Annotated in this window: 21 protein-coding genes and 1 pseudogene; 18 read left to right on the forward strand and 4 right to left on the reverse strand. The window is 61.0% G+C overall.

From position 1 onward, the window contains the following. Positions 1–49 precede the first annotated feature (49 nt). The 4 genes from BLW22_RS02745 to BLW22_RS02760 are packed head-to-tail and all read left to right on the forward strand — an operon-like array spanning position 50 to position 4,351. Positions 50–733 carry a methylamine utilization protein gene (locus BLW22_RS02745; RefSeq protein WP_083221283.1) on the forward strand — a complete coding sequence of 228 codons (684 nt, stop codon included), beginning with the start codon at positions 50–52 and terminating at the stop codon, positions 731–733. Beyond that, complete coding sequence (locus BLW22_RS02750) at positions 717–3,065, forward strand: bifunctional diguanylate cyclase/phosphodiesterase (RefSeq protein ID WP_065949016.1); 2,349 nt, start codon at positions 717–719, stop codon at positions 3,063–3,065. Before BLW22_RS02745 ends, BLW22_RS02750 begins: the two co-directional genes overlap by 17 nt. A 9-nt stretch (positions 3,066–3,074) precedes the next feature. Next, positions 3,075–3,932, forward strand: coding sequence for a DUF3034 family protein (locus tag BLW22_RS02755; protein WP_074844021.1), 858 nt, complete (start codon positions 3,075–3,077; stop codon positions 3,930–3,932). Then, on the forward strand, positions 3,932–4,351 hold the full coding sequence (locus BLW22_RS02760) for a group I truncated hemoglobin (protein ID WP_065926577.1): 420 nt from the start codon (positions 3,932–3,934) through the stop codon (positions 4,349–4,351). The genes BLW22_RS02755 and BLW22_RS02760 overlap by 1 nt, the downstream gene beginning before the upstream one ends. Positions 4,352–4,442: 91 nt before the next feature. Here the strand turns inward: BLW22_RS02760 and BLW22_RS02765 are convergent, their stop codons facing one another. Continuing rightward, positions 4,443–6,860: a glucose/quinate/shikimate family membrane-bound PQQ-dependent dehydrogenase gene (locus BLW22_RS02765; RefSeq protein ID WP_074844023.1), complete on the reverse strand. Its 2,418-nt coding sequence runs from the start codon at positions 6,858–6,860 to the stop codon at positions 4,443–4,445. A 382-nt stretch (positions 6,861–7,242) separates the two neighbouring features. Continuing rightward, positions 7,243–9,261 (reverse strand): TonB-dependent receptor, encoded by a 2,019-nt coding sequence (locus BLW22_RS02770; protein WP_074844026.1) that lies wholly within the window; start codon positions 9,259–9,261, stop codon positions 7,243–7,245. A 150-nt stretch (positions 9,262–9,411) separates the two neighbouring features. Between BLW22_RS02770 and BLW22_RS02775 the strand changes: the two genes are divergently transcribed. From BLW22_RS02775 to BLW22_RS02825, 11 genes and pseudogenes are all read left to right on the forward strand, one after another. Next, positions 9,412–9,645 carry a VF530 family protein gene (locus tag BLW22_RS02775; RefSeq protein ID WP_027604640.1) on the forward strand — a complete coding sequence of 78 codons (234 nt, stop codon included), beginning with the start codon at positions 9,412–9,414 and terminating at the stop codon, positions 9,643–9,645. A gap of 4 nt (positions 9,646–9,649) precedes the next feature. Beyond that, complete coding sequence (locus BLW22_RS02780) at positions 9,650–10,276, forward strand: Pr6Pr family membrane protein (RefSeq protein ID WP_065948890.1); 627 nt, start codon at positions 9,650–9,652, stop codon at positions 10,274–10,276. A 491-nt stretch (positions 10,277–10,767) separates the two neighbouring features. Then, positions 10,768–11,277: a fimbrial protein gene (locus BLW22_RS02785; protein WP_065926573.1), complete on the forward strand. Its 510-nt coding sequence runs from the start codon at positions 10,768–10,770 to the stop codon at positions 11,275–11,277. A 50-nt stretch (positions 11,278–11,327) separates the two neighbouring features. Next, positions 11,328–11,888 (forward strand): fimbrial protein, encoded by a 561-nt coding sequence (locus tag BLW22_RS02790; protein WP_065926572.1) that lies wholly within the window; start codon positions 11,328–11,330, stop codon positions 11,886–11,888. 19 nt (positions 11,889–11,907) lie between these two features. Then, positions 11,908–14,510 (forward strand): annotated as a pseudogene (locus BLW22_RS02795) (outer membrane usher protein). After that, on the forward strand, positions 14,507–15,268 hold the full coding sequence (locus BLW22_RS02800; RefSeq protein WP_065926571.1) for a fimbria/pilus periplasmic chaperone: 762 nt from the start codon (positions 14,507–14,509) through the stop codon (positions 15,266–15,268). Before BLW22_RS02795 ends, BLW22_RS02800 begins: the two are co-directional and overlap by 4 nt. A gap of 22 nt (positions 15,269–15,290) precedes the next feature. Then, complete coding sequence (locus BLW22_RS02805; protein ID WP_065948889.1) at positions 15,291–15,872, forward strand: fimbrial protein; 582 nt, start codon at positions 15,291–15,293, stop codon at positions 15,870–15,872. A 10-nt stretch (positions 15,873–15,882) separates the two neighbouring features. Then, positions 15,883–16,377: a fimbrial protein gene (locus BLW22_RS02810; RefSeq protein ID WP_065926569.1), complete on the forward strand. Its 495-nt coding sequence runs from the start codon at positions 15,883–15,885 to the stop codon at positions 16,375–16,377. Positions 16,378–16,390: 13 nt separating this feature from the next. Further along, positions 16,391–16,870: a fimbrial protein gene (locus BLW22_RS02815; RefSeq protein WP_065926568.1), complete on the forward strand. Its 480-nt coding sequence runs from the start codon at positions 16,391–16,393 to the stop codon at positions 16,868–16,870. A 9-nt stretch (positions 16,871–16,879) separates the two neighbouring features. Then, a complete protein-coding gene (locus BLW22_RS02820; RefSeq protein ID WP_074844028.1) occupies positions 16,880–17,428 on the forward strand; it encodes a fimbrial protein in 549 nt (182 codons plus the stop codon). 112 nt (positions 17,429–17,540) lie between these two features. Continuing rightward, complete coding sequence (locus BLW22_RS02825) at positions 17,541–18,497, forward strand: fimbrial protein (protein ID WP_074844030.1); 957 nt, start codon at positions 17,541–17,543, stop codon at positions 18,495–18,497. A gap of 3 nt (positions 18,498–18,500) precedes the next feature. Here BLW22_RS02825 and BLW22_RS02830 read toward each other — a convergent pair whose 3' ends face one another. Both BLW22_RS02830 and BLW22_RS02835 read right to left on the reverse strand, forming a co-directional pair. Then, positions 18,501–19,268: a siderophore-interacting protein gene (locus BLW22_RS02830; protein WP_065926565.1), complete on the reverse strand. Its 768-nt coding sequence runs from the start codon at positions 19,266–19,268 to the stop codon at positions 18,501–18,503. Further along, the gene (locus tag BLW22_RS02835; protein ID WP_065948887.1) at positions 19,265–19,813 is read right to left on the reverse strand and encodes a PadR family transcriptional regulator; all 549 of its coding nucleotides are present in this window, start codon (positions 19,811–19,813) and stop codon (positions 19,265–19,267) included. Before BLW22_RS02835 ends, BLW22_RS02830 begins: the two co-directional genes overlap by 4 nt. Before the next feature lie 524 nt (positions 19,814–20,337). Between BLW22_RS02835 and BLW22_RS02840 the strand changes: the two genes are divergently transcribed. From BLW22_RS02840 to BLW22_RS02850, 3 genes are all read left to right on the forward strand, one after another. After that, on the forward strand, positions 20,338–20,829 hold the full coding sequence (locus tag BLW22_RS02840) for a CS1 type fimbrial major subunit (RefSeq protein WP_065926563.1): 492 nt from the start codon (positions 20,338–20,340) through the stop codon (positions 20,827–20,829). 125 nt (positions 20,830–20,954) lie between these two features. After that, complete coding sequence (locus BLW22_RS02845; RefSeq protein WP_074844032.1) at positions 20,955–23,480, forward strand: CS1-pili formation C-terminal domain-containing protein; 2,526 nt, start codon at positions 20,955–20,957, stop codon at positions 23,478–23,480. A gap of 26 nt (positions 23,481–23,506) precedes the next feature. After that, positions 23,507–24,742, forward strand: a complete 1,236-nt coding sequence (locus BLW22_RS02850; protein ID WP_074844034.1) for a hypothetical protein — start codon at positions 23,507–23,509, stop codon at positions 24,740–24,742. The last annotated feature ends 1 nt before the right edge of the window (position 24,743 follow it).

Consider the following 24,743-nt stretch of genomic DNA (forward strand, 5'->3'; position numbering starts at 1 on the left):
TCGTTGTGCCAGGGCTGGCCGCTCTTTTTCCATTTTTTGCGGATATCCCATGGCTCGAATGACTGACTTCTTATCCCGTGTAGCGCTGGTGCTGGCAGTGGCATGCCCCGCGTCGGCGGCCACGCTTGAGGTCTCGATGCGCCAGGCCGATGGCAGCCCGGTTGCCGATGCAGTCGTGACCCTCCAGGGCCCGGCAGGCGCGCCTGCCGGTGTGCTCAAGGCCAATATGGACCAACGTGGCCAGCGTTTTGCCCCACATGTGCTGGCGGTCCATACCGGCACCCAGGTGCGTTTCCCCAACAGCGATAACATCCGGCACCAGGTGTATTCCTTCTCCGCGGCCAAACGCTTCGAACTGCGCCTGTATGAAGGCACGCCCAGCGAGCCGCTGCTGTTCGACAAGCCCGGCGTGGTGGTCTTGGGCTGCAATATCCATGACTGGATGCTCGGCTATATCTACGTCACCGACGATCCGCACTTTGGCGTCAGCGATGCCCAGGGCCAGGTGCGCCTGGAGCAACTGCCTCCCGGCGATTACCACGCCACCCTGTGGCATCCGCAATTGGCGAATATGCAGCCCTTGGATGGCGGCACCCTGCATGTTCCCGCCGCCGGCCTGAGCCACCGCGTGGTGCTGGCCCTTGAGCCCGCGTCCGAAGATCTTCCACCCACACCGATGCCAAGCGCCTTTGGCGATGCCTTCAACCGAGCTGCCCGTGAACCTGCGCAGTAGTTTCCAGGCGCGGGTCGCCAGCGTTCTGATCCTGCTGCTGCTGGTGGTGATCGGTGCGCTGTACTTCAGCGTCAAGGCCGCCACCAGCTCGGCGGTGCGCAGCCAGGCGCTGGCCCAGTTGGACGTGGGCGCGCGGGTGTTCGAGCGCTTGCTGGACGCACGCGGCCGGCGCCTCGCCGACGGCGTGCAATTGCTGGCGGCCGACTTCGGTTTTCGTGATGCGGTGGCCAGTGGCGATTCGGCGACGATGCGCTCGGTGCTGCTCAACCACGGCAAGCGCATCAACGCCAGCGACATGATCCTGCTGGGCATGGACGGCAAAGTCCTGGCCAGCACCCTGAGCGAAGTGCCCGAAGGTTCGACCTTCCACTATGACCAATCGCTGCGCGAAGCCCGGCGCAATCGCCAGGCCATGCTGATCGTGCCGCTGCAAGGCAAGCCGCACCTGCTGGTGGAGGCCTCGGTGCTGGCGCCGTTGCCGATTGCGCGGGTGGTGATGGGCTTCAGCATGGACGGCGTGTTCGCCGATGAGTTGCGTTCGTTGAGCAACCTCGAAGTGTCGTTCCTGGCGATTGATAAAGACCAGCCCGGCGAGTTGGTCACCACCCAGCCCCAGGCGCTGCGCGGGAGTATCCTGAGTCTGATGCAGGGCGATTCCACGCGCCGTGGCGTGTCCACCACCGATCATCTGGAGCAGAGCTTCCTCAGCCAGTCGCTGGTCTTGGCCAGTGATGAAAACGGCAAGGTCCTGGCCTTGCTGCAAAGCCCGCTGGATGCGGCGATGCAGGCCTTTGTGCCGTTGGATGAAAAGATCCTCGGTATCGCATTGATCGCATTGCTGGCCTCGTTGATCGGTGCCTTGTTGCTGGCGCGCACCGTATCGCGCCCGGTGCAGGCGCTGGCCCTGGCGGCCGAACGCATTGGCCAGGGCGATTATCAGACGCCGGTGGCCCTGGCCCGCAGCGACGAACTGGGCTTGCTGGCCCATGCGGTCAACTCCATGCAAAGCGGGATCGCCGAGCGCGAACAGCAGCTTGCCCACAACGCCCTGCATGATCGGCTCACCGGCCTGCCGAACCGCGCGCTGGCCATGGAGCGCCTGGGCAGCGCCATTGCGTTGAATCGGCCGGTCGCGCTGATTTACCTGGGCATCGACAACTTGCGCGCCGCCAGCGAAACCGCCGGGCCGGATGCGGTGGACCAATTGCTGCTGGCCGTCAGTCGTCGCCTGGAGGCGGTGTTGCGTCCCGGCGATACCCTGGCGCACTTGATTGCCGACGAGTTCCTGCTCCTGCTCGAAGGCGCCGGCAGCGACGAGGCGGTGGGCATGGCCGACAAACTCCAGCAACTGTTGCTGCGCCCCCAGCGCATCAACGGCCATGACCTGGCGCTGGACTGCCGCCTGGGCATCGCGGCATTCCCGGCCGATGGCGAAAGCCCGCACACCTTGCTCGAGCGCGCAGCCATCGCCATGAAAGACGCCGCGCAAATGCCCGGCCGCCTGCAAATCTACGAGCAGGGCCGCGACCTCGCGCACCGCCGCCAGATCACCCTGATCCGCGACCTGCGTCACGCGCCCAACCAGGGCCAACTGCTGCTGCATTACCAGCCCAAGCTGGACATTCGCCAAGGCCATGTGCGCCAGGCCGAAGCCTTGCTGCGCTGGCAGCACCCGCAGTTCGGCATGGTCTCGCCAGCGGAGTTTATCCCCCTGGCCGAACGCTCGGGCAGCATCCAGTTGTTGACCCATTGGGTGATCGAGGAAGGCATTCGTCAGTTGTGTGAATGGAACCGCCGTGGCCTGTACCTGCAGCTGTCGTTGAACATCTCGGCAGACGACTTGCTCGGCGATGAGCTGGCTCACCGAGTCTTGGCGTTGTTGCGGCGCTATAACTTGCCGGCGGAGCAGTTGGTGTTTGAAATCACCGAGAGCGCGGTGATGCGCGAGCCGGAAAAAGCCCTCAAAGTCCTGCACCTGCTGCGCAATTGCGGCATCAGCCTGTCGGTGGATGACTTCGGCACTGGCTACTCGTCCCTCGCGCACCTCAAGCGCTTGCCGGTGCAAGAATTGAAGATCGACCAATCCTTTGTGCGCAACCTCGATGAAACCAGTGAAGACGCAGTGATCGTGCGTTCCACCATCGAGATGAGCCACAATCTGGGCCTCAAAGTGGTCGCCGAGGGCGTTGAATACGCCCACAGCCTGCGTCTTCTGGAACGCTGGCAGTGCGATACGGCCCAGGGTTATCTGATCAGCCGGCCCTTGAGCGCCGACGCTTTCGAAGCCTGGGTGGCCTTGCCCCTCAGTGCGCAAACTTCCCTGGTTCATTGAGTGGCTGACGTGCGTCTTTCTCTAGTGATCGGCTGCCTGGCCGCCCTGACGGTGCAAACCACCCTGGCCGATAACGGTCGCCTGATCGCCACCGGCGGTGCCAGCAGCATCGAGGGTACGGCCGGCGGTGGGATCACGCCGTGGGCGGTGTTGACCGGCTACGGCGAACAGCACGAGTGGGGTGCCACGGCGTTCGCCACCACGGTCAACCTGCCGGATTATCGGCTGGACGTGGCCGGGTTGGCGCTGGCCTATGACAACCGGGTCGAAGTGTCTTTCGCCCGCCAGCGCTTTGACCTCGGTAGCCTGGTGCATAAGCTCAACCTGCCCGAAGACAACCTCGGCCAGGATGTACTGGGCGTGAAGGTTCGCCTGTTCGGTGACGTGATTTACGACCGCTTGCCGCAGGTGTCCCTCGGCCTGGAATACAAGCACCAGACCAATTTCGATATCCCCAGCCTCGTCGGCGCCAAGCGCGACAGCGATGTGGAGGGCTACCTCGCCGCCAGCCGCTTGTTCATGGGCGCCGCGTTTGGCTACAACGTGCTGGTCAACGCCAGCCTGCGCTACAGCCGCGCCAATGAAACCGGCCTGCTCGGCTTTGGCGGCGACCGTCGCGACAGCCGCAGCCTGCTCAAGGAAGGCTCGCTGGCGCTGCTGTTCAACCCGCGCTGGGCGGTGGGCGTGGAGTACCGCGAGAAACCCGACAACCTGTCGTTCGCCGGCGAAAGCGACTGGGCCGATGTGTTTGTCGGCTACTTTCCCAATAAACACCTGTCGTTTGTGCTGGCCTACGCCCACCTCGGCGAAATCGCGACCTTGGATAACCAGAACGGCACCTACCTGTCGGTGCAGGGGAGTTTCTGATGCGCTTTCTACCCATCGCCCTGGTGCTGCTGCTCAGCGCCTGCGCCCAGCAACCGCCCAAGGACGACAGCCTGTACCGCGACCTCGGCGCCATGCCCGGCATCACGCGGATTGTCGAAGGCATGCTGCTCAACATTGCCCGCGATGAGCGCATTGTCGAACGCTTCCGACGCATCGATATCCAGCGTTTGCGCAACAAGTTGATCGAACAGTTCTGCGTCGAGGCAGGCGGGCCGTGCACCTACACCGGTGACAGCATGGCCGAGAGTCACAAGGGCCAGAACGTGAGCCGCAGTGACTTTAATGCGTTGGTGGAGGATTTGATCAAGGCGATGGACCGCGAGGGCATTGCGGTAGCGGTGCAAAATCGATTGATTGCCCGGCTGGCTGCGATGCGTGGAGAAGTGATCGAGCACTAGTCTGCTGAACACCACATTCAGTCCTGCATCACACATGAAAAAGGCGGCTACCTGTTGAGGGTAGCCGCCTTTGTTTTACCGCCAGTCTTGCTTAATCCGGCAGTTTAAACGCCATCACATAGTCACCCTGCTTGGTCCCCAGGGAACCATGGCCACCCGCCACGACCAGCACGTATTGCTTGCCGTCCTTGCCGGTGTAGGTCATCGGTGTGGTTTGCGCGCCGGCTGGCAGGCGGCCTTCCCACAACTGCTTGCCGTTTTTCACGTCATAGGCCCGCAGGTACTGGTCGAGGGTACCGCTGAGGAACGACACGCCACCGGCCGTGGTGAAGGTGCCGCCCAGGCTCGGTACGCCCATGGTCAGCGGAACCGGAACCGGCGAGCTGTCACGCACGGTACCGTTCTTGTGCATCCAGATAGTCTGGTGGGTGGTCAGGTCGACCGCGGCCACATAACCCCACGCCGGTGCCTGGCACGGCAGGCCCAGGGGCGACAGCAGTGCTTCGAGGATCACGCCGTACGGCGCGCCTTTGTTCGGCTGCACGCCCTGGGTTTCGCTGACGCGAGGGCCTTGCTTGGCGATATCGGCCGCCGGGATCAGCTTGGATTTGAACGCCATGTAGCTCGGGTTCACGAAGGCGATCTGGCGTACCGGGTCGACGGAAATACCACCCCAGTCGAACACGCCAAAGTTACCTGGGTAAACGATCGAACCTTGCAGCGATGGCGGGGTGAACGGGCCGTCGTAGCGCATGGATTTGAAATCGATGCGGCACAGCAGTTGGTCGAACGGTGTCACGCCCCACATGTCACGCTCCTTGAGGGGCGGTGGCATGAAGTTCAGCTCGGACTTCGGCTGGGTCGGGGAAGTACGGTCGCCCGCGACAGCGCCCTGGGGCACGGCCACTTCGTGGATCGGCACCACCGGCTGGCCGGTGGCGCGGTCCAGCACGTAGATGCTGCCTTGCTTGGTCGACGCCATCACCGCTTGCTTCACGCCGGCTTCGGTCTTGATGTCGATCAGCGACGGCTGGCCGCCGACGTCCATGTCCCACAGGTCATGGTGAGTGAACTGGAAGGTCCACTTCACGTGGCCGCTGTCGATGTCCAGGGCGGTCAGGCCCGCAGCGTATTTCTCGGAATCGTCGGTACGATCACCGCCGTACTGGTCGGGCATCTGGTTGCCCATCGGCAGGTAGAGCATGCCGAGTTTTTCATCCACGGCGAACATGGACCACATGTTCGGCGAGTTGCGGGTGTAGGTCTTGCCTTCGGCCAACGGGGTAGTGTCGTCCGGGTTGCCGCTGTCCCAGTTCCACACCAGCTTGCCGGTGTGTACGTCGAACGCGCGGATCACGCCGCTGGGCTCGTCGGTGGAGACGTTATCGGTGACGTGTCCACCGATCACCACCAGGTTTTTGGTCACGGCCGGTGGCGAAGTGGAGTAGTAACCGCCTGGGGCGAAGCTGCCGATGTTGGCACGCAGGTCGACCTGGCCTTTGTCACCGAAGTCTTCGCACATCTTGCCGGTGTCGGCGTTCAGGGCGATCAGGCGGGTGTCGGCGGTCGGCACGAAGATGCGTTTCGGGCAGGCATTCGGTGCGGCGGCCGGGCTGGCGCTGCCGGTCGGGCTCTGCTCGGAAGCGTAGGCGGCGTCATCGTGATACGACACGCCACGGCAGGTCATGTGCGCCCAACCCTTGAAGTTCTCGGCACCCTGGCTGCTGATCTTCGGATCAAAGCGCCAGATTTCCTTGCCGGTGTCCGGGTCCAGCGCAATCACCTGGCTGTGGGGTGTGCACACGTAGAGCATGCCGTTGACTTTCAGCGGGGTGTTTTCCGCGGTGGTCTCGCCTGGATCGTTCGGGCCGGGGATGTCGCCGGTGCGATAGGTCCATGCCGGTACCAGCTGGTGCGCGTTTTCCGGAGTGATCTGCGCCAACGGCGAGTAACGATCACCGTAGGCCGAGCGGCCATAGGAGTTCCAGTCGCCATCGGCCTGGGACGGTGCAGCGCTGGCCATGCCCGGTACCGCGTCGCGGTCCAGTTGGCCGGTCTTGACCATTTCACCGGGGTTGGTGAATTGGCTGGCCAGGGCGGTTGCACCGGCCAGCACCACGGCCACGCTCAGCGCACCAGTGCCCAGCGGGGCAGGTTGGCCGCGCAGCAACGGACGGCGAAACCACGGGAGCAGCATGACGATGCCCAGGGCGAACAGCAGCGCCAGGCGCGGCACCAACTGCCACCAGTCCAGGCCGACTTCCCACAAGGCCCACACGGTACTGGCGAACAGCACCAGCGCGTACAGGCCCAGCGCTGCGCGGCGGGTAGCCAGCAGCAGGAGGCCGGTCAGGGTGATGCCGATACCGGCCAGCAGGTAGTACAGCGACCCGCCGAGCAGGCTCAGCTTGACGCCGCCGGCCAGCAAGGCCAAGCCCATGATCAGCAGCAAGATCCCCAGCAGCCTGGGCAGCAGGCGGCTTGGGCTCGAAGCACCATCAGTGCTCATAGTGTGTTTCTCCGTGACGTTGGAATAATTGTGTAACCCCGTGCTTCATTCACTGTAGATGACGATTCGGCACGGGCTTGGTTCAGCGTTAATTCGGTTTTTCTGGGGAAAGCGAGGTTATCCACAGGCAGGTGATATATCCCCAGGCGCAGGTCGATGTAAGACAGCGCTGTCTTGGTGGGCAGGAATAATCAGCAAGATAGGATCGACCGGGGAAGTGAAACGTTTCAGTTTATTGCCGACAAGGATAAAGCGCGGACGCGCCGAGAGAAAGCGCAAATCGCAAGATGCATCATTTCCGATTTGGTAACAGTGACAGATCGTCGCTGCCAAATAACGGTGGGAGGGGCAAGCCTCCTCCCACAGGGGAATTTCAGTGTGTTTAGAAGGTGGTGCGGATGCCCAATTGCACACTGCGTCCCGGTGCCGGCGCGATATCGCGCAGGATCGAGCTGGCATAGCGCACGGTCTGGTTGGTCAGGTTTTCACCGTTCACAAACGCCAGCCATTGGCTGCCGCCGACATTGAAGTGATAACCGGCGCTCGCGCCCAATGTGGTGTAGCCATCGGTGCCGCTTTCGTTATCCGGCACACGGCCCTGGCCAGCGGCGTGTTCGACGTCGATGCGTGCCTGCCAGCGGTCCAGTTCCCACAGCAAACCGCTGTTCAAGCGCAACGGGGCGATGCGCGGCAAGGCTTCGCCGGTGTCGAGGTTGGTGGCGCGGGTGTAGTCGCCTGACAGCTCCAGCGCGAATTTGCCGTAGGCGCCTTCGCCGAGCTTGATGTGATCCTGGGCTTCGAAGCCGGCGAAACGTGCCCGCACGCCGGAATATTCGTACTCAGGAATGCCATCCGCGTCTTCTTCGCCTTCATCGTTCAGCGTACGACCCGTGCCCAGCAGGCCGATGTAATTGGAGAAGCGGCTGTAGAACACGCCGAAGCTGCCCTTGTGCGTGCCATTGTCAAAGCGCAGGGCCAGGTCGCTGGACACGGCCTTTTCTTTTTTCAGGTTGGCATCGCCCAGTTCATAGGTGCCGGTGGCGACGTGGGCGCCGTTGGCATACAGCTCGTAGAAGGTCGGCGCGCGCTCGGTGTAGCCCAGGGTCGCGGCCAGGGACCAGATGGGCGTCAGCGTATACACCGCGCCGGACGACAGGCTGCCGGCGGTGAAGTCGTTGGTCTTGTCGGCACCGGCAAAACGCGCGTTGCCCTTGGCGTCCGGGTCGACGCTGGTGTGCTCCAGGCGCCCGCCGAGGCTGAGCTTGAGGCGCTCGGTGGCCTGCATTTCTTCGAGGATAAACAGCGCGCCGGCGTTGGTGTCGGTCTGCGGCACGAAGGCTTCTTCACCGAGGGCCGAGAATTCGTTGCGGGTTACTTGGGCGCCCACCACGCCATCGAACGGGCCAACGGGCTGGTGACGCGCTTCGACGCGGGCTTCATAGCCTTTGTTCTTGAAGATCGTGCCGGTTTCGCCGCCTTCGATTTCGCGGTGCTCGTAGTCGGTGTAGCCCGCGTCGAGTTTGACCGAGGTGAACGGGCCTTGCAGGTTGCGGATCTCGGACGCAAAGGCGTAGTGCTCCTGCTTCATGCGGATGCGCACTTCCTGCTCGGCCGGCGAGCCGTAGTTGCTGTCGTAGTTGCTGTAGGACAGCCCGGCGTAACCGTCGTCCCAGGTGTAGGAGCCGCCTACCGCACCGCCGTCCTGGCGCCCGTCGCTGTTGCCCAGGCGGCCGTTCCTGCCGGGTGCGTCATCGCTGTCCGGGGCGTGGCGGCTGCGGGCCTGGCCGGGGATTTTCAGGTCGTTGAATTCCCGCGCGTTGGCGTCCAGGTGCAAGGCGAAGGTGCCATTGCCCGCTTCCAGCTTGCCCGCACTGCTGCGCGTGGTGTCGGCGCCGCCGTAACGCAATTCACCGGCGCCGTGGATGCCCTCGATGGCTTCGGTGGGGATGCGGTTGTCGAAGGTGTTGACCACGCCACCGATGGCGCTGCCGCCATACAACAGCGCTGCCGGGCCGCGTACGATTTCAATGCGTTCGACGTTGACCGGGTCCAGCGGCACCGCGTGGTCATAGGACAGCGACGACGCATCCAGCGCGCCCACGCCGTTGCGCAAAATGCGTATACGGTCGCCGTCCTGGCCACGAATGATCGGCCGGCTGGCGCCTGGGCCAAAGTACGAGGAGGACACGCCCGGTTGCTTGTTCAGGGTTTCGCCGAGGCTGCCTTTTTGTTGCAGGGTCAGCTCATCGCCCTCCAGCACGGTGGTCGGCGAGGCGAGTTGCTCGCTGCCCAGCGGGTTGCCGGTGATGACTTGGGGTTGCAGTTCCAGGGCGTGGGCTTCCGAGCTGATCAACAGGGCGGCGGCGAGCGGCGACAAGCGCCACAGGGAGGAGAGGGACATCGGACATTCCTTGGCAAAACGACGAAAAAGATTTGAGATTTATAGTTACAATATAACATCTCTTTTTTGCCGGGAGCGGGAACTTTTTTTACCTGCCAGGGCGGAGTGATAAGGTGTGCGCCTTCGTGAGCACTTTTTCATAGGCCCGGCATGACCGCGACAAACAACGACCCCCTCCACGGCGTGACCCTGCAACACGTCCTCACCACCCTGGTGGAACACTACGAATGGGCAGGCCTGGCCGAACGCATTGATATCCGTTGCTTCAAGAGCGACCCGAGCATCAAGTCGAGCCTGACTTTCTTGCGCAAGACCCCATGGGCGCGGGAGAAGGTCGAAGGCTTGTACGTCAAGCTGATGCGCACCAAACGCCCGCTGGATTGACCTCATGAAGCGGTATGTGGCGGCAGCGGCGCTGGCCGGTTGGGTGGGCCTGGCGATTCAGCAATACCTGATTTTCTATTCGCGCTGGGAGTCCGGCGCCAGTCTGCTCGGCGGGCTGATCAACTTCTTCAGTTTCTTCACGGTGCTGACCAATACCCTGGCAGCGGTGGTGCTGAGCTATGCGTGGGTGAAGCGCGATTCTGCAGCCAGGCGGTTTTTCCTCGCCCCCGGCGTCAGCAGCGGCATCGCCGTCAGCATCGTGGTGGTCGGCTTGGCCTACAGCCTGTTGCTGCGGCATCTGTGGCAGCCCGAAGGCTTTCAATGGATCGCCGATGAACTGCTGCACGACGTGATGCCGCTGCTGTTCGTGCTGTACTGGTGGCGCTGCGTGCCCAAGGGCCAGTTGCGCCTCAAGCACATTGGCCTGTGGGTCATCTACCCGCTGGTGTACTTCGGCTATGTGCTGCTGCGCGGGGATTTGCTCGGGCAGTACCAGTACCCGTTCATCGATGTCGGCACCCTGGGTTATCCACAAGTGTTTGTGAATGCCGGGGGGATCCTGCTGGGGTTCGTGCTGGTTGCCCTGGCGGCGGTCGGCCTGGACAAGACCTTGAAGTCACCCCGAATTTAACCTGTACGGATCTCTGGGCAGGGAGCAACTCCCTTCTCCCAGGCTTTAAGCCTCGTCATTCCCCCCGCTGCGCACCGTCAATGGTTTTCCATTGAGCGGTGTTTCGCCACGTCGCGCACTTATCAACACGTTAGTTGATGTGCTCCAGTAAATGTTGTTATTTTTCGTTGAGTGTAATCCCTCTCTTACAGTTATATCTGAAGACAAGCTTTTGCAACTAAGGCCGATGTAGTCCAATTCTTACGGATGTTTTTAAAGTTTTGGCAATTTGCCATGTTTTTCCTATGTGTTTAAGTGTTGCAGGGCTACGTAATTAGAAGAACTGGCCGACTTATGTTTTTGGAATCTGGTCGGGATAATCGCCTGGCTTCAAATGAGCTGGTTTGCAATACAAGTAATTGGAATAAATAGAGGAATTCTGTGCGCCACGGCGGCGGAATCACTTAAACGACGTTTATTACTAATGTGGGCATCTATAAATGAAAGCTAAAATGAAAACCGCGCTGTTCTCTATCGGGCTGTTGGTGGGGTCGATGTCCGTTGCCCAGGCGGCGGACGGAACTGTCACGTTCTTGGGGTCGGTCCATTCGGGTGCCTGCTCTATCAAGCCTGATTCGGTCGATCAGACCATTCCCCTTGGCGCAATCGCCAAACATCAATTGCAAGCGGGCGGGAAGTCCGAGCCGCGTCGCCTGCTGATTGAACTTGAGGGCTGCGACCTGGCGGGTCTCACCGATAACACCGTGACCACCACCTTCACCGGAGCGCCATCGAGCGTTGTGCCGGGTGCGCTGGGCACCGTCGGGAGCGCGGGCAATGTGGGCATCATGATGACCCATGGCAGTAAACCCGTTGAATTGGGCGTGGCTACCACGCCGCAAGTGATTGCCGCCGGTGACAACACGCTGGAGTTCGGTGCCTATGTACAAGGCGCTGCCACGGGCGACATCGTGCCAGGCGACTTCAGCGCGGTGACCAACTTCACCTTGGCTTATCAGTAAGCGTTTTCCCCCGCCACCCAGCGTGGCGGGGGAGGCTGGTGGAGGCACAGGTGAAAACATTCATAAGTCTCGCTATCTCCTCTTCTTTGGCGATGTTCATCAGCCCTGGGGTGGTTGCCCAGGAGCCTGCTCAAGGTGATGGGCTTGTCACGCTGGGAGGAGAGGTCGTCGACTCGGCCTGCGGGCTGGAGTTGGTCAGCGTCGATCAAACCATCGATACGGACCCCGAGCCCATTGGCCGGTTCCTGCGGCGCGCCAGGGGCCAGGACCAGTCCTTCCAGTTGCGCCTGGTCAATTGCACCTTGAGTCGTACCGATCCATCCCGTCCAGGGGTGACGCTGCCCGACTGGCAGCACCTTCGGGTGACGTTTGACGGCCCCACCGACAGAGGCGGTCGTTCTTTTGCGGTCTTTGGTGGCTCCCAAGGCGTTGCGATGAATATTGAGGATTCCGCTGGCCAGTTAAGTGTTCCGGGTCAGCCGATGACTCCACATCCGTTAACGGAAGGCGATATGACGCTGCACTACACGCTTCATTTTGTCGGTAACGGATTGCCCATAGTGGCCGGAGCCCACCGTACTGCCGTGCGGTTCAAGTTGGAATATTTTTGAACGTTGATGGGTTGCTTGCATGTTAAATACAGCGAAGGTCAAAAATACGCTGCGCCCAAGCCTTTTTGGCGGGTTGATATCATTGGCAGGCACTGCACTGGCTGCTGGGGATATTGAGTTTAATACTGATGTTCTTGATCTGAGTGATCGCACTAATATTGACTTGTCTCAGTTTGCCCGCAGCGGGTTTATTCTGCCGGGCACCTATTCGATGGTAGTGCAGATCAATGCCCAGCCCATTGCTGAGCAATCGGTGGCTTTCTATCCCCCGATAATGACCCTAAAGGCAGCCAGGCATGTTTGTCGCTGGATCTTGTCGATCAATTGGGTCTCAAGGCGTCGGACGCGGCCAAACTCAAATGGTGGAAAAACGGCGAGTGCCTGGATACCGAAAGTTTGCCTGGCATGGAGGTCAGTGGCGACCTGGCCACCTCCACACTGAACATCAACCTGCCCCAGGCCTACCTCGAGTACAGCGCCATCCATTGGGATCCGCCGTCCCGGTGGGATGAGGGGGTGCCGGGGCTGCTGGTTGACTACAACATGACGGCGCAGTCCAGCTATCAAAAGAATGACGGCACCCGCAACAACCTCAGTGGTAACGGAACCCTTGGCGCCAATGCCGGGGCCTGGCGCCTGAGGGCCGACTGGCAGGGGCGGATCGAGAAAGGCGTGGAAGGGGCACCCAGGGATCAACAACAGTTGGAGTGGAGTCGCTACTACGCCTATCGCGCAGTGCCTGCACTGAAGGCACGCTTGACGGTCGGAGAGGACTACCTGTACTCGGACATCTTCGACAGCTTCCGTTTTACCGGGGCTTCGCTGATCTCGGATCAAAGCCAACTGCCACCCAACCTGCGTGGCTACGCACCGGAAGTCGTCGGGGTCGCCAAGACCAACGCAAGAATCATCATCAGCCAGAAGGGCCGCGTGCTGTATGAAACGCTGGTCGCCGCAGGCCCTTATCGCATTCAGGACCTCAGCGACGCCGTGAGTGGCACTCTGGATGTGCGGGTCGAGGAGCAGGACGGTTCGGTTCAGACCTTCCAGATCGATACGGCAGGCGTTCCCTACCTGACACGTCCTGGGCACGTTCGATACAAGCTGGCGACCGGGCGCCCGTCCGATCTTCAGTACGGTGCCAACGGCAGCGTTTTCGGCACCGGCGAATTCTCCTGGGGGATCAGCAATGGCTGGTCGCTGTTTGGCGGCGGGATAACGGATAACAACTACCGCGCATTGTCTGTCGGGGTCGGTCGCGACCTGCTGGCGTTCGGCGCCGTATCGCTGGATGCCACCCAGTCCCACGCCAGTGTGTGGAACCAGGCATTCTCGGGCAAATCCTACCGCCTTCAATACTCCAAGCACTTCGAGCAGTACGACAGCCAGGTCACGTTTGCCGGTTACCGGTTTTCCGAGAAAAACTACTTGAGCATGAGCGAGTACCTGGACGCCCGTCATTACGGGTTGAACGGTGAGCGCGGCGGGATCGAGCGCGGTGAATACATCGAGGGCTGGAAGCCGATTGGCGACAGCAAGGCCCTGTATACGGTGACGCTCAACAAGCAGTTTCGTGACCTTGGGGCGACCGTCTACGCCAGCTACAACAAGCAGACGTATTGGGGGCGCCCGGACACTCAGCGTTGGAACCTGTCGATGTCGCGCTACTTCAATGTGGGAACCGTCAGGAACATGAGCCTGTCCCTGAACATGTTTCGCACCCAGGAGTATGCCTACAAGGATAACGGAATGGCGCTGACGGTCAGCCTGCCGTTGGGGCGCAGCGGCACCCTGTCGCTGGACGCCAACAGGACCTCGGGTAAAGAGAGTTTCTCGACGCGCTACAGCGATCGCCTCGATGAGCGCAACAGTTACCAGCTCAATGCAAGCGACCGCTCCGCCAGCGGCTATCTGAGTCATATCGGCGACCAGGCCGACATCGATCTCAGCGCCAGCACCCAGGAAGGCAGTGGCAGGACCCTCAGTGCATCCATTCGCGGCGGCGGCACGCTCACGCCCTACGGTGCGGCGCTGCACCGAACCAATGGCACCGGTGGCACCCGCCTGATGCTCGACACCGGAGGTGTGCCCGATGTGCCTGTGCGTGGTTACGGCACATCGACCCGCACCAACGCGTTCGGCAAGGCAGTGATTTCCGATATCAGCAGCTACCAGCGTACGGCCGCCAGTGTCGACCTGGAGAACCTGCCGAGCAACGTTGAAGCCACTCAATCGGTGACCCAACTGACCCTTACCGAAGGGGCCATTGGTTATCGGTCCCTGGACGTGATTGCCGGTGAGAAGGCCATGGCTGTCCTGCGCCTGCCGGATGGCAGTGCACCGCCCTTCGGCGCGACGGTGAAGAACACCAAACAGCAGGACACCGGGATTGTGAACGACGGTGGCGCTGTTTACCTGAGCGGTATTCAGGCCGGTGAGCAAATGATCGTCAGTTGGGGCGGCATCGAACGCTGCCTGCTCACGCTGCCCGTCGCGCTGCCCGCAGACAGTTTGACCGATGCCTTGCAATTGCGCTGCCAGAGCGTAGCCACTGATCAATCCTCACCCGAGCCAGCAGCGCTGACCGGGAAGCGTACCGATACGGAGAACAACGCCTCATGATGCTCAATACGCACCCCACACTCCTGGTCTTCGCACTGCTGGCTCTGGGTCTGAGCCAGAGTGCCGGCGCCGCGGTTGGCCTGGACCGAACCCGGGTGATTTTTGACGGTGGCAAGGATGCGACCAGCGTGAATATCACCAATAACAACACCCAACTGCCGTACCTGGCCCAAGGCTGGATCGAGGACGAGGAGGGCAACAAGATCACCTCGCCCTTGATCGTGCTGCCGCCGGTTCAACGTTTGGAGCCCGGCAAGCAAAGCCAGGTGAAAGTGCAGGCGTTGCCGGCGGCCAAGTCGTTGCCGCAGGATCGCGAGACGGTCTACTACTTCAACCTGCGGGAGATTCCACCGCGCAGCGACAAATCCAACACCCTGCAAATCGCGCTGCAGACCCGGATTAAATTGTTCTACCGACCGCAGGCCATCGCTCCCAGTCAGCAAGACCTGTCCAACCCCTGGCAGGAAAAGCTGACCCTGACCCGCCAGGGCGACCGTTACCAGGTGAACAACCCTACGCCTTACTACGTGTCTCTGGTGGATGCTCGCAGCAGCAAAGACGGCAAGACCGTGCCGGGTTTCGAGCCCGTGATGATCCCGCCTAAAGGCACGCAAACCCTGGGGCCGACGGCCAAGGCGCTGGGCAATTCACCCTACCTGGCCTACGTGAATGACTACGGCGGGCGTCCATTACTGGCGTTCACCTGCACGGGCGAAACATGCAAGGTGAACTTGCAAGTCTCGACGCCTAATGAGTAGCAGCCTGCAGCGGGAGAGCGTCATGAAGTTGCACAACGTGAAAGTCCTGGGCTGTGTGTTACTGGTCCTGGCAACGCGCGCGGGCGCCGAGGATGACGATGGAATCGATGGCCAGCGTGGCCGGTTGAACGTTTCCGGATCCATGCATGAGTCCCCTTGCACGCTGGAGATGACATCGCTGCATCAAACGGTCGACTTGGGCGCCGTGTCTGCCAGTCAGCTGCAACGACCTGGCGATCAGGCCCCATCGAAGCCGTTTCAACTGCGTTTTCAGGATTGCCAGCGCACCGCAGGCAGTATCCGCAGCGAACGTACCGGGAACCTGGCATGGAGCGCTCACCAACCGGTGTTGTCGGTGACGTTTGTTGCCCCTGCCGATGCCGACGACCCACGACTGGTCAAAGTGCAAGGCATCACCGGGATGGGACTGCGGTTGACCGATGCCCTGGGGCGCGATGTACAGCTGGGCTCCAGGGGCGAACCGTTGTTTCTGAGCGAGGGCAGCACGACCCAGACGTGGAATGTTCAACCCACGCGTACCTCCGCGCCGTTGACCAGCGGAGCGTTTCGGGCCGTGGTGGATTTCAGGCTCAGTTATGAGTAAGGGCAAAACAATGGCTAAGTCAGTCGGCTCGCGGGCCATTCTTATCGTGGGGGGCCTGTTGTGGGCGGTCAGTCAAGGCGCGCAGGCCGAGACCAGCCTGATCATCCGCGCAGTCATCATTGCGCCTCCGCCCTGCGTCATCAATGGCGGCGGTACGCTCAATGTGCCTTTTGGCAATGACCTTCTTACGTCACGGATCGACGGGGTCAACTACCGTCGCAACGTGCCTTACACCGTCACCTGTGACGCCCCGTTCAGTAACGCGATGACTCTCCAGCTCAGGGGGACCGGGGCTTCGTTCGATGGGCGTGTGCTCTCGACCCGCAACCCGGACCTGGGGGTCAAGCTGTCGCTCAATGGCGCTGACTGGGCGCTGAATTCGAGCGTGAATTTTACCTATCCGAACTTTCCCGTGGTGCAGGCGGTGCCTGTCAAGCGCGCGGGCAGCCGGCTGGTGGGAGGCGCATTCGACGCTGCCGCCACCTTCGTGATCGATTACCAGTGATGAGGAGCGCGCAATGACATGCTGGCAGCAGCGAGCCTTGCTCGCTTTGTGTTCCATCGGCCTCTGCCATAGTGCGTCGGCCAACGTAACGTTCAGCGGAACGCTTAACGAGCCCCCGCCCTGCACCATTGATGCGGGCAACAAGATTGAAGTCGACTTTGGGGATGTGGGGGTCAAGCGGGTCGATGGGGTGAAATATCGCCGGGGGGTGGGTTACACCATCAATTGTGGCGTCGACACGCTCCCGTGGGTACTCAAGTTGAGTGTCAACGGTACCCCCACGACGTTCGACGGCGCGGCATTGCAGACCAGTGCACCTGACCTGGGTATTCGGATATTCCAAAACAACCTGCCGTTTCGACTCAATACGCCACTGGACATCACCCTGTCTTCCCCGCCGGTATTGGAAGTCGTGCCGGTCAAACAGCCCGGTGCAACGCTTGCCCCCGCCAGGTTTACCGCGGTGGCGACGTTGTTGGCCGAGTACCAGTAGGAGTTGGATATGGGACATGAAACTGTTCGTAGGGCCAGGCTGTACGCCGTGCTGGCGTGCCTGCCGGCCCTCGGCCTGATCTGCGAAGCACACGCGGCGGATAACCTGAATTTCAAGGGCAACCTGGTTGAAGAAGCCTGCACCATCCGCCCGGGTGACGAGGCAATCAGCCTGGAACTCTGGGACCTGACCAGCAAGCACCTCTACATCAATACGCGTTCGGTGGGCAAAGGTTTCAAGCTGCACCTGGAGGACTGCGACACCACCATCGGCGACACGGTGACCATCACGTTCGGCGGCGTAGAAAACCGGGAGCTTCCGGGGTTGCTCGCACTCGATGGTGGAAGCGGCGCCTCCGGTATCGGGATCGGTATAGAGACGCTGGGTAACAAGCCCTTGCCGCTGAATAAAACCAGCGACGAACAGGTACTGAGCAATGGCAGCAATGTCATCGAACTCAAAGCCTACGTGCAAGGGGAGCCGATGGCCATCAGGGACCAGACCATAGGGCACGGCAGCTATACCGCGACCTCTACTTTTACGCTGGATTATCCGTAATTCAAACGCTCGACAACCGGGCGCATACGCATGGGGCTCCAGATCAATCAGGTCTGCACGAACTGATTGTTCGCTGGATGGCGCCTGTGTAGATAAGCAACGAGAGATCAACATGAAACGACTATATGACAGCGCCACTGTGCTTCTCCTGCTGATTGGCGTCAGCACGACCGCGCAGGCCGTAGACTGTCGGGTCAATGGCGGTGAGTGGGCGCGCGTCACTCATCTGACCGTCCCCGTAACGGTACGACTCGATGCGGATCGCACGAGGATCCTGATGGAAGGTGCCCGGCTCGAATGTCGGTTTACGGCTGGAGCAGGCCCGGCTTGGGGGGCGGACTATTGGGAAACCGGCAATGCCTCTGGGACACCTTGGACATCCGGCCCCAAGTTCGTCAGTGAACGGAGTGGTTTGCGTATCAATGGCGCTTTCCTCAATACCCCGGTTCCGGCGGGTATACGGGTGGCTACCATGCCCAACAACGGGATCGGCTATCCGATCAATATCACCCCTTACATCCTGGTGCGTCACAGTCCCTCCAATCCGATCGATATACGAACAGGAGATACCCTCGGCCTGTTGCGTCTCACCAGCTCGAACAATTACGACGCGACACGGCCGCAACTCACGGTCACGTATACGGCTGCCAACAACTTCACCATCTCCCCGTCCACCTGCACGATCAACAATAACAACCCGATCGAGATCAACTTCGGCAATGTGCACCAAAGAGCAATAGGTACCGATCCGCTGACCACGACCATCCGCAGCAACCGCCGGCTCACCTATTCATGCCCGGACGGCGGGATTACCACGCCGATCACCATCACCTACAAAGGTACCGCCTCGTCGTTCGACACGCGCCTGCTGCGCATGACCAACCCGGACGTGGGCACGGCCCTGGTTCGTGGCGCAAGCGCGGTTCAAGTCGGTGGTTCATTCCTGACCCAAATCACCAACAGTGTGGGGAGCGACGATGTGACGTTTTCCCTCGTACGGCGTTTCGGTTCACTGCCTGCCGCTGGGGTTGTCAGCGGCAGCGGCGTCCTTGTAATGGGGGTGCCCTGAGGCTTACTCCTCTTCGCTGCCTTCCGCACGCCAGTAACCCACCGCCTTGAGGAACGCCTCATTGACCTTGTGTGTGTCCAGCAGCACCCGGCGGACCTGGCGCGACAGCCTGGTTTCGGTGGCGACAAAGCTGTACAACGAACCGCTCGGCAGCGTCAGTTTCTGCACGGTGTCGAGCAGGTCGTCCTGGCCGCGCACGATCCATTTCACCTCCACATCGGCAGCACTTGCCAGTGCCTGCCGTTCCGCCGCATTGGCGATTTCGATCACCGCCAGCACCTTGCGCCCGGCCGGTAATTCTTCCAGGCGCCGAGCAATGGCCGGGATCGCCGTCTCATCGCCGATCAGCAAATAGCTGTCGAACATATCCGGCACGATCATCGAGCCCCGTGGCCCGCCGATATACAGGTGCTGGCCGACCTTGGCCTGTTCAGCCCAGGTGGAGGCCGGGCCGTCGCCGTGCAGCACGAAGTCGATGTCCAGTTCGCCGATGTCCAGGTCGAAGCGGCGTGGCGTGTAGTCGCGCATCGCCGGCTGCGGGCCGTCGCCCTTGATGTTGAAGGTCGGGCTTTCCAGCGCCGCTTGTTCCGCAGCGTTCTGTGGGAACAGCAGCTTGATGTGATCGTCACTGCCCAGGCTGATAAAGCCCGCCAGTTCCGGGCCGCCCAGGGTGATGCGGCGCATGCGCGGGGTGAGGTCGACTACCCGCAATACTTCAAGGCGGCGGCGTTTGATTTCGTGGGTGACACGGTGGATGGCTTGCGTATTCATTGAGCTGTCCCGTCGGCAATGGCTTGGGCGGCGCCGTTGAGCAGCGCCGCGACACGAACGATTTCTTCCGGGCTCCAGCGCCCGTGGTGCGAATGCAAGGCATGGCGCAGGTTGTGCACGGCCTCGTGGATTTGCGGCGGGCGGTCATGACCGCGCAGCGAGCGTTTGCTCAATTGGATGCGCATGCGCACACCGTCCAGCGCAACCGCCTGTTCGCTTAAGAAGAGACGTCCGGCGTCGGTGATTGTGTAGCGTTTTTTTCCGCCTTCGGCGTCGCCGCTGATCAATTCGCTTTCTTCCAGGAAGGTCAGCGTCGGGTAGATCACCCCTGGGCTTGGGGTGTAGGCGCCGTCAAACAGGCCTTCGATCTGGCGGATCAGGTCGTAGCCGTGGCACGGCTGTTCGGCGATCAGGGCGGGCAGCAGCAGCTTCAGGTCGCCCGGCGCAAAGACGCGCGGGCCACGGCCGCCGCGTTCGCGGACGGGGCGTTTTTCGAAGCCGTCGCGGTCGTCACCGTGGTCTCGGTGGTGATGAGGGTCTCTCATGATCGTTCTCTCCTGTCTAATTAAGATACAACTTAAGATATATCTTATGAAGAGCGCAAAATCGTCTGACGAACGGTAGCGCAAGCAAATCTGCGCTTGGCGGGTGGTCGGTAGGGGTGAGCGGAGCGTGGCACTGCTCGCCTTTAAGTGGGCGAAAACATGGCATTTGCATGAATATTAAATACAGTTGTTAGTTGGAGTGTTTGCTCTAGAAGTATGCAGACTCAAGCCCGCTCTAGTTGTGTGGCCGATCTCCTACAGCTTTATGATTTATATAAGTAGTATCGGTGATGTTTGGATGTAATTAGTGGATGACAGTTAATATTTATAATATTGAATATTAAGGTTTTTTTCTTTCTGGTCGGGTCGAGATTTATTACGCGCTAAAGCGAAGTTGCTGGCATCGTAAAGTGTGATTTCCAAGCACTATTTGCCTGCGTCGCAAGACCCGGTTTATTCGTGTTTTGTCGCATTGGGAAAATCGGTTTCCCAACCAACATCTAATGCCACAACAGGTACTTAAAATGCTTAAGAAGACCGCTTTCGTACTGCCGTTTCTCGCACTGGCTTTCAGCACGTCCAGCGTGTTCGCCGCAGGTGAAGCCAGCAGTGTCATCAACATCAAGGCAACGATTCCGACCAAGCAGTTCCACGCGCAGCCACGTGACCCCAACTTCGGTCGTGACGAAACCATGAACTACAACACCGTCACCGGCGAGTTGAGCCAGTTGCGCGCCACCTACGATGTGAAAAACACCGACGGCTCGATCAAGGCTTACATCGAGGGCGGCCCTGCTTCGTTGACCAACGGTAGCGACGCGATCGCACTGACCAACACCTTCAACGGTGTCGTACTGACCGGCTCGCCGCTGGAAGTGGTCGATGATGCCAGCTCCACTCCAGGTACCCAGGCGGACCTGGTAGTGGCCGCTGCCAAACCTGCGGATGGCGTTTCCGGGCTCTTCACCACCAACTACACCATCGTGTTCGACCACGAGCCGCGCGTCACGCCGTGAAGCCAGGCTCGTTGAGCGGTAAGCACCGGCCTGTGGCTCGGTAGTCAAACCGGTCGGCAGTCAGTCTCTGTCTGTCGGTCGGCCGGTTTTCTCGTATTGAAATTCGAAATCAGAGTATTCCGTTCATGTTCCCGATGACTCCCATCGCGGCAGCGCTTGCCTTGTTGTTTTGTGCCAACGCGCTGGCGGCAGGTACTGCCGACGGCACTACACCTCGTAGTCTGCTTTCCCAGGCCAAGGGACTACCGGCGGACTTTGAAGAGCATTTCTTCGATGTGCCCCTGGCAGTCAAGGTGGATCTGGACCAAGAGTTTGTGTCCGAAGCGATGATCGTATTGACCCGTGATGACGGGCTGACCTTACTCGACTTTACCGACCATGACGGCAGCGTGATCAAGGATGACGAGCGTGACCGCTGGGGCGAGTACCTGAAACAAGGCGTGCCCCTGGGGGCATGCGAAACCAATTGCCCCGACGGGCTCATGGCCGTGCATTACAACCTGGAAAACTCCACGGTTTCCCTGCTGACCGAAAATGCCGAGCGCGACGCCGAGGAGCAGCGCTACTACTTTCTGCCCACCGGCGGCAGCACCGGCCTGATCGTGCGCAACCAGATGAACCTCAGCGGTGGCGAAGGGCAGGACCTGGGCGGGCGCTTCGGCATCGATGCCAGCAGCAGCCTGGGCCTGTGGAGCCAGACCCTGAACATGCAGTTCTCGCGTCTCGGCGGGCCGGACGACGATGACCTCAACCACGCCGTGTATGCGCTCTATACCCAGCGTGAACTGCAGGGCAATTTCCTGCGCCTGGGCTATTTCACACCCAATGCCGAAGGCCTGACCCGCCAGTTGCGAACCTTCGGGGCCAGCCCGGACACCGCCGTGGGCGTGATGTATGGCAGTTCCGACAGCCTGATGATCAATAATTCCAAGCCTGCCGTTTACCCGATCTATGTCACCGCCAGCCGCCAGGCATCGGTGGAGATTTATCGCAATGGCCTGCTGATCAACACCCAGCCGGTCAGCAGCGGCTTGCACAGCCTGGACACGCGGCCGCTGCCCGGTGGCATTTATGAAGTGGAAGTACGCCTGGTGGAGGACGGCCAGATCACCAGCACCACCCAGGAGTTGGTGTACAAGCCCAACAACTGGCGCAACCACGACGAGCGCTGGCGCTACAACCTGTTTGCTGGCCGGGAAAGCAAACTGCTGAGCAACTTTGATGAGCAGAGCAGCGGCAGCCCGACCGCAGGCATCTCGGTGAACTACCTGGCTCACCCCCGTGTGGTGTTGGGGGCGTCCGGTCGCCAGGTCAAGGACAACATGCAATACGGCACCTCGGTCGACTGGACCCTCGCCGACCAGGCCAGCCTGTATGCCAACGTCTACTGGACGGAAAAATACGGCACCGGCCTCGACCTCAACGGCCTGTACAACTACGGCCTGGGAAGCGTCGTGTTCAACCACACGCGCAGCTGGCTAGACACCCGTAACACCTATGAAACCCTGCCGGATGGCACGCGCATTCGCCAGCGCGATGTGTTTGTGGGCCAGACCAGTAACTCATCGATTTCAGTCAACCACCGCTTGAGCAACCTGCGCTCGATCAACGCTCGCCTGTTCTACAGCGAAGGCAACAGTGAAGGCGTCGGCCTGGACCTGGGCTGGACCGAGCGCACCCATATGTTCGGCAACGACGCCAACTGGCGCGTGTCGGTATTTGACCGGCCAGCCACCGCCAGCACGGGCGACCGGCGCAACCGTGGGGTCGACCTGAGCATCAGCCTGGCCCTCGGCGCCCCCGGCGAGCAGTGGTCCGCCAGCATCGGCACGCGTACCTCCCGCGAGGGCACCCGCGACAACAATGCCTCGCTGACCTACCGCAAGGACCTGCAAGACCACATGCTGCAAAGCGTCTCCGCCACGGCGATCACTGACACCTACGGCATCGGTTTGTCCGGCATGGCCAGTTTCGAGAACGAGTTTGTCAGTGGTGATGGCTACGTCCAGCGTTCTTCATTCAACAATGAGCTGGCGGGCGGCCTGAACCTGGACAGCACCTTTGCCCTGGGCCAACAAAAAATGGTGCTCACCAGCCAATACCACGGCACCGGCTCCGGGTTGATCGTGGATGTCGAAACCGACGTCGACGACATCGCCCTGCGCGCCGATGACTTGAGCGGCGGTAGCACGGCCCTGCGCCCTGGTCGAAACTTCATCCCGATCACCGCCTACAAAGGCAGCTCGGTGAGCTTCGACTTCGAAGGCAACCACGCCCCCTCGGCCTCGATTCAACCGCCGCGCACGCGCTACCACCTGAACAAGGGCGGCGTGGAGTACCGCAAGGTCAGCGTGATGCAAACCGTCACCGTGCTCGGGCGCCTGCTGGACCCCCAGGGTAAACCGCTCAAGGGCCTGCATGTGATCAACCACGCCACGCGTGGGGTGAGTGAGGTCGACGGGTTCTTCTCTCTGGAAATGAATGCCAGTTCGCCGACCCTGGAAGTGCGCCGCAACAACCAACTGCTCTGCCAGTTCAGGCTTGATCCTTCCAAGGCGCGCCTTGAAAACAGTGTGCTGATGATCGGGGACTTGCGCTGCACGCCGGATACGTTGGCGGAGTCCACAGTCACCGAACAGATTGCCGGTTGAGCATGAAGATGAGAACACGCACAGTCATGAAAACGCTTCTTTCCCGCGCCACCCAACGCCATGTAGTGGGTACGGCGATGCTCCTGTGTTCCTTCGCGGCGCTGGCCGACGAGAACATCACCGCACGGTTCAGGCCGGACCCCGGCAACCCCATGGTGAACAGGTTCGAGAACACCACGCCGATCAGTTCGATTTGCGCCGCGCACATTCCGGCCCGGTGCAAGGCGTTGAATATCTTCAGCCTGCGCGACACCAACTTCACGGCAGCCGCCATTGCGCCCATCCAGGCCAACCATTCGGACGAGCGCCAAGGCTTCATGGTCAAGGTGCCGTCTGATTGGCGTGACTTGACCGTGACGCATATGGTCACCCAGGAGACCGAGACCGTACAGGTCAGGATCGCCGGCGTCGGATCGCTTTGGTATGTGCCGCGGCCACCTGGCGTTTCGGCGTGGGCACAGCCTGGGGTGAGCTGGCAAAGTCGATGGACGACGGCGCCCGCGCCCTGTCAGAGCACCGGCCACCTTGCTGCCGGCACTTTCTTTGCCTCGTACTTCTGGCTGACACCCGAAGGTGCGGGCCCCTGCAGTCGGCAACCGTCCCAGGACTTGGCGACCGTGCGTTACAACACCATGGAGTATGCCTACGAACTGCGCACTCCCAACCCGTTGGGCATGTCCAGTGGTCACTACACCGGAAGCATTACGTACACCATGGGCCCCGGTGGCGATTACGATTTTGGCGATGTCGTGATCCCCTCGAAAAATGCCCTCACCTTCAATTTCACCTTGAGTGTGGAGCACGACCTGAAAGTCGAGGTGCCGCCGGGAGGCACCCGCATTGAACTGGTACCCCAAGGCGGTTGGCAGGCTTGGCTGAACCAAGGGCGCAAGCCGGCGCGGCTGTTTCGCGACCAGACTTTCAATATTTCCGCTTCGTCGCGTTTCAAGATGCAGTTGGAGTGCGAGCGAGTGATGGGCAATACCTGCGCCTTGAGAAACGCGGCCGACCACCAGGTTCCCGTGAATATCAGTGTCTCCTTGCCCCACGGCCTGAACCGCCCTGACAGCTCTGCCGTCAATCGCCAGCCGCTGTTGTTGAGCGGTGCCGGCACCGAGCAATTCCAGCCGGGGTTCTATGTGAACCGCCGCCCTGGAACCTTGCATTTCGAGGTCGCCAAGGAACATGTCGACGCCATGCTCAGCCAGGGCGGCAGCACCTATTCGGGGCAGGTCACGGTGATCTGGGATTCGGACCTGTAAA

The organism is Pseudomonas marginalis (genome assembly GCF_900105325.1).
In the GTDB taxonomy this organism is placed as follows: Bacteria; Pseudomonadota; Gammaproteobacteria; order Pseudomonadales; family Pseudomonadaceae; genus Aquipseudomonas; species Aquipseudomonas marginalis.

Coding starts and splice junctions, on each gene's coding strand:
- BLW22_RS02745 (WP_083221283.1), top strand. CDS start 50: ATGGCTCGAATGACTGACTTCTTATCCCGTGTAGCGCTGGTGCTGGCA.
- BLW22_RS02760 (WP_065926577.1), top strand. CDS start 3,932: ATGCGCTTTCTACCCATCGCCCTGGTGCTGCTGCTCAGCGCCTGCGCC.
- BLW22_RS02765 (WP_074844023.1), bottom strand. CDS start 6,860: ATGAGCACTGATGGTGCTTCGAGCCCAAGCCGCCTGCTGCCCAGGCTG.
- BLW22_RS02770 (WP_074844026.1), bottom strand. CDS start 9,261: ATGTCCCTCTCCTCCCTGTGGCGCTTGTCGCCGCTCGCCGCCGCCCTG.
- BLW22_RS02775 (WP_027604640.1), top strand. CDS start 9,412: ATGACCGCGACAAACAACGACCCCCTCCACGGCGTGACCCTGCAACAC.
- BLW22_RS02780 (WP_065948890.1), top strand. CDS start 9,650: ATGAAGCGGTATGTGGCGGCAGCGGCGCTGGCCGGTTGGGTGGGCCTG.
- BLW22_RS02785 (WP_065926573.1), top strand. CDS start 10,768: ATGAAAACCGCGCTGTTCTCTATCGGGCTGTTGGTGGGGTCGATGTCC.
- BLW22_RS02800 (WP_065926571.1), top strand. CDS start 14,507: ATGATGCTCAATACGCACCCCACACTCCTGGTCTTCGCACTGCTGGCT.
- BLW22_RS02805 (WP_065948889.1), top strand. CDS start 15,291: ATGAAGTTGCACAACGTGAAAGTCCTGGGCTGTGTGTTACTGGTCCTG.
- BLW22_RS02810 (WP_065926569.1), top strand. CDS start 15,883: ATGGCTAAGTCAGTCGGCTCGCGGGCCATTCTTATCGTGGGGGGCCTG.
- BLW22_RS02815 (WP_065926568.1), top strand. CDS start 16,391: ATGACATGCTGGCAGCAGCGAGCCTTGCTCGCTTTGTGTTCCATCGGC.
- BLW22_RS02820 (WP_074844028.1), top strand. CDS start 16,880: ATGGGACATGAAACTGTTCGTAGGGCCAGGCTGTACGCCGTGCTGGCG.
- BLW22_RS02825 (WP_074844030.1), top strand. CDS start 17,541: ATGAAACGACTATATGACAGCGCCACTGTGCTTCTCCTGCTGATTGGC.
- BLW22_RS02830 (WP_065926565.1), bottom strand. CDS start 19,268: ATGAATACGCAAGCCATCCACCGTGTCACCCACGAAATCAAACGCCGC.
- BLW22_RS02835 (WP_065948887.1), bottom strand. CDS start 19,813: ATGAGAGACCCTCATCACCACCGAGACCACGGTGACGACCGCGACGGC.
- BLW22_RS02840 (WP_065926563.1), top strand. CDS start 20,338: ATGCTTAAGAAGACCGCTTTCGTACTGCCGTTTCTCGCACTGGCTTTC.
- BLW22_RS02845 (WP_074844032.1), top strand. CDS start 20,955: ATGTTCCCGATGACTCCCATCGCGGCAGCGCTTGCCTTGTTGTTTTGT.
- BLW22_RS02850 (WP_074844034.1), top strand. CDS start 23,507: ATGAAAACGCTTCTTTCCCGCGCCACCCAACGCCATGTAGTGGGTACG.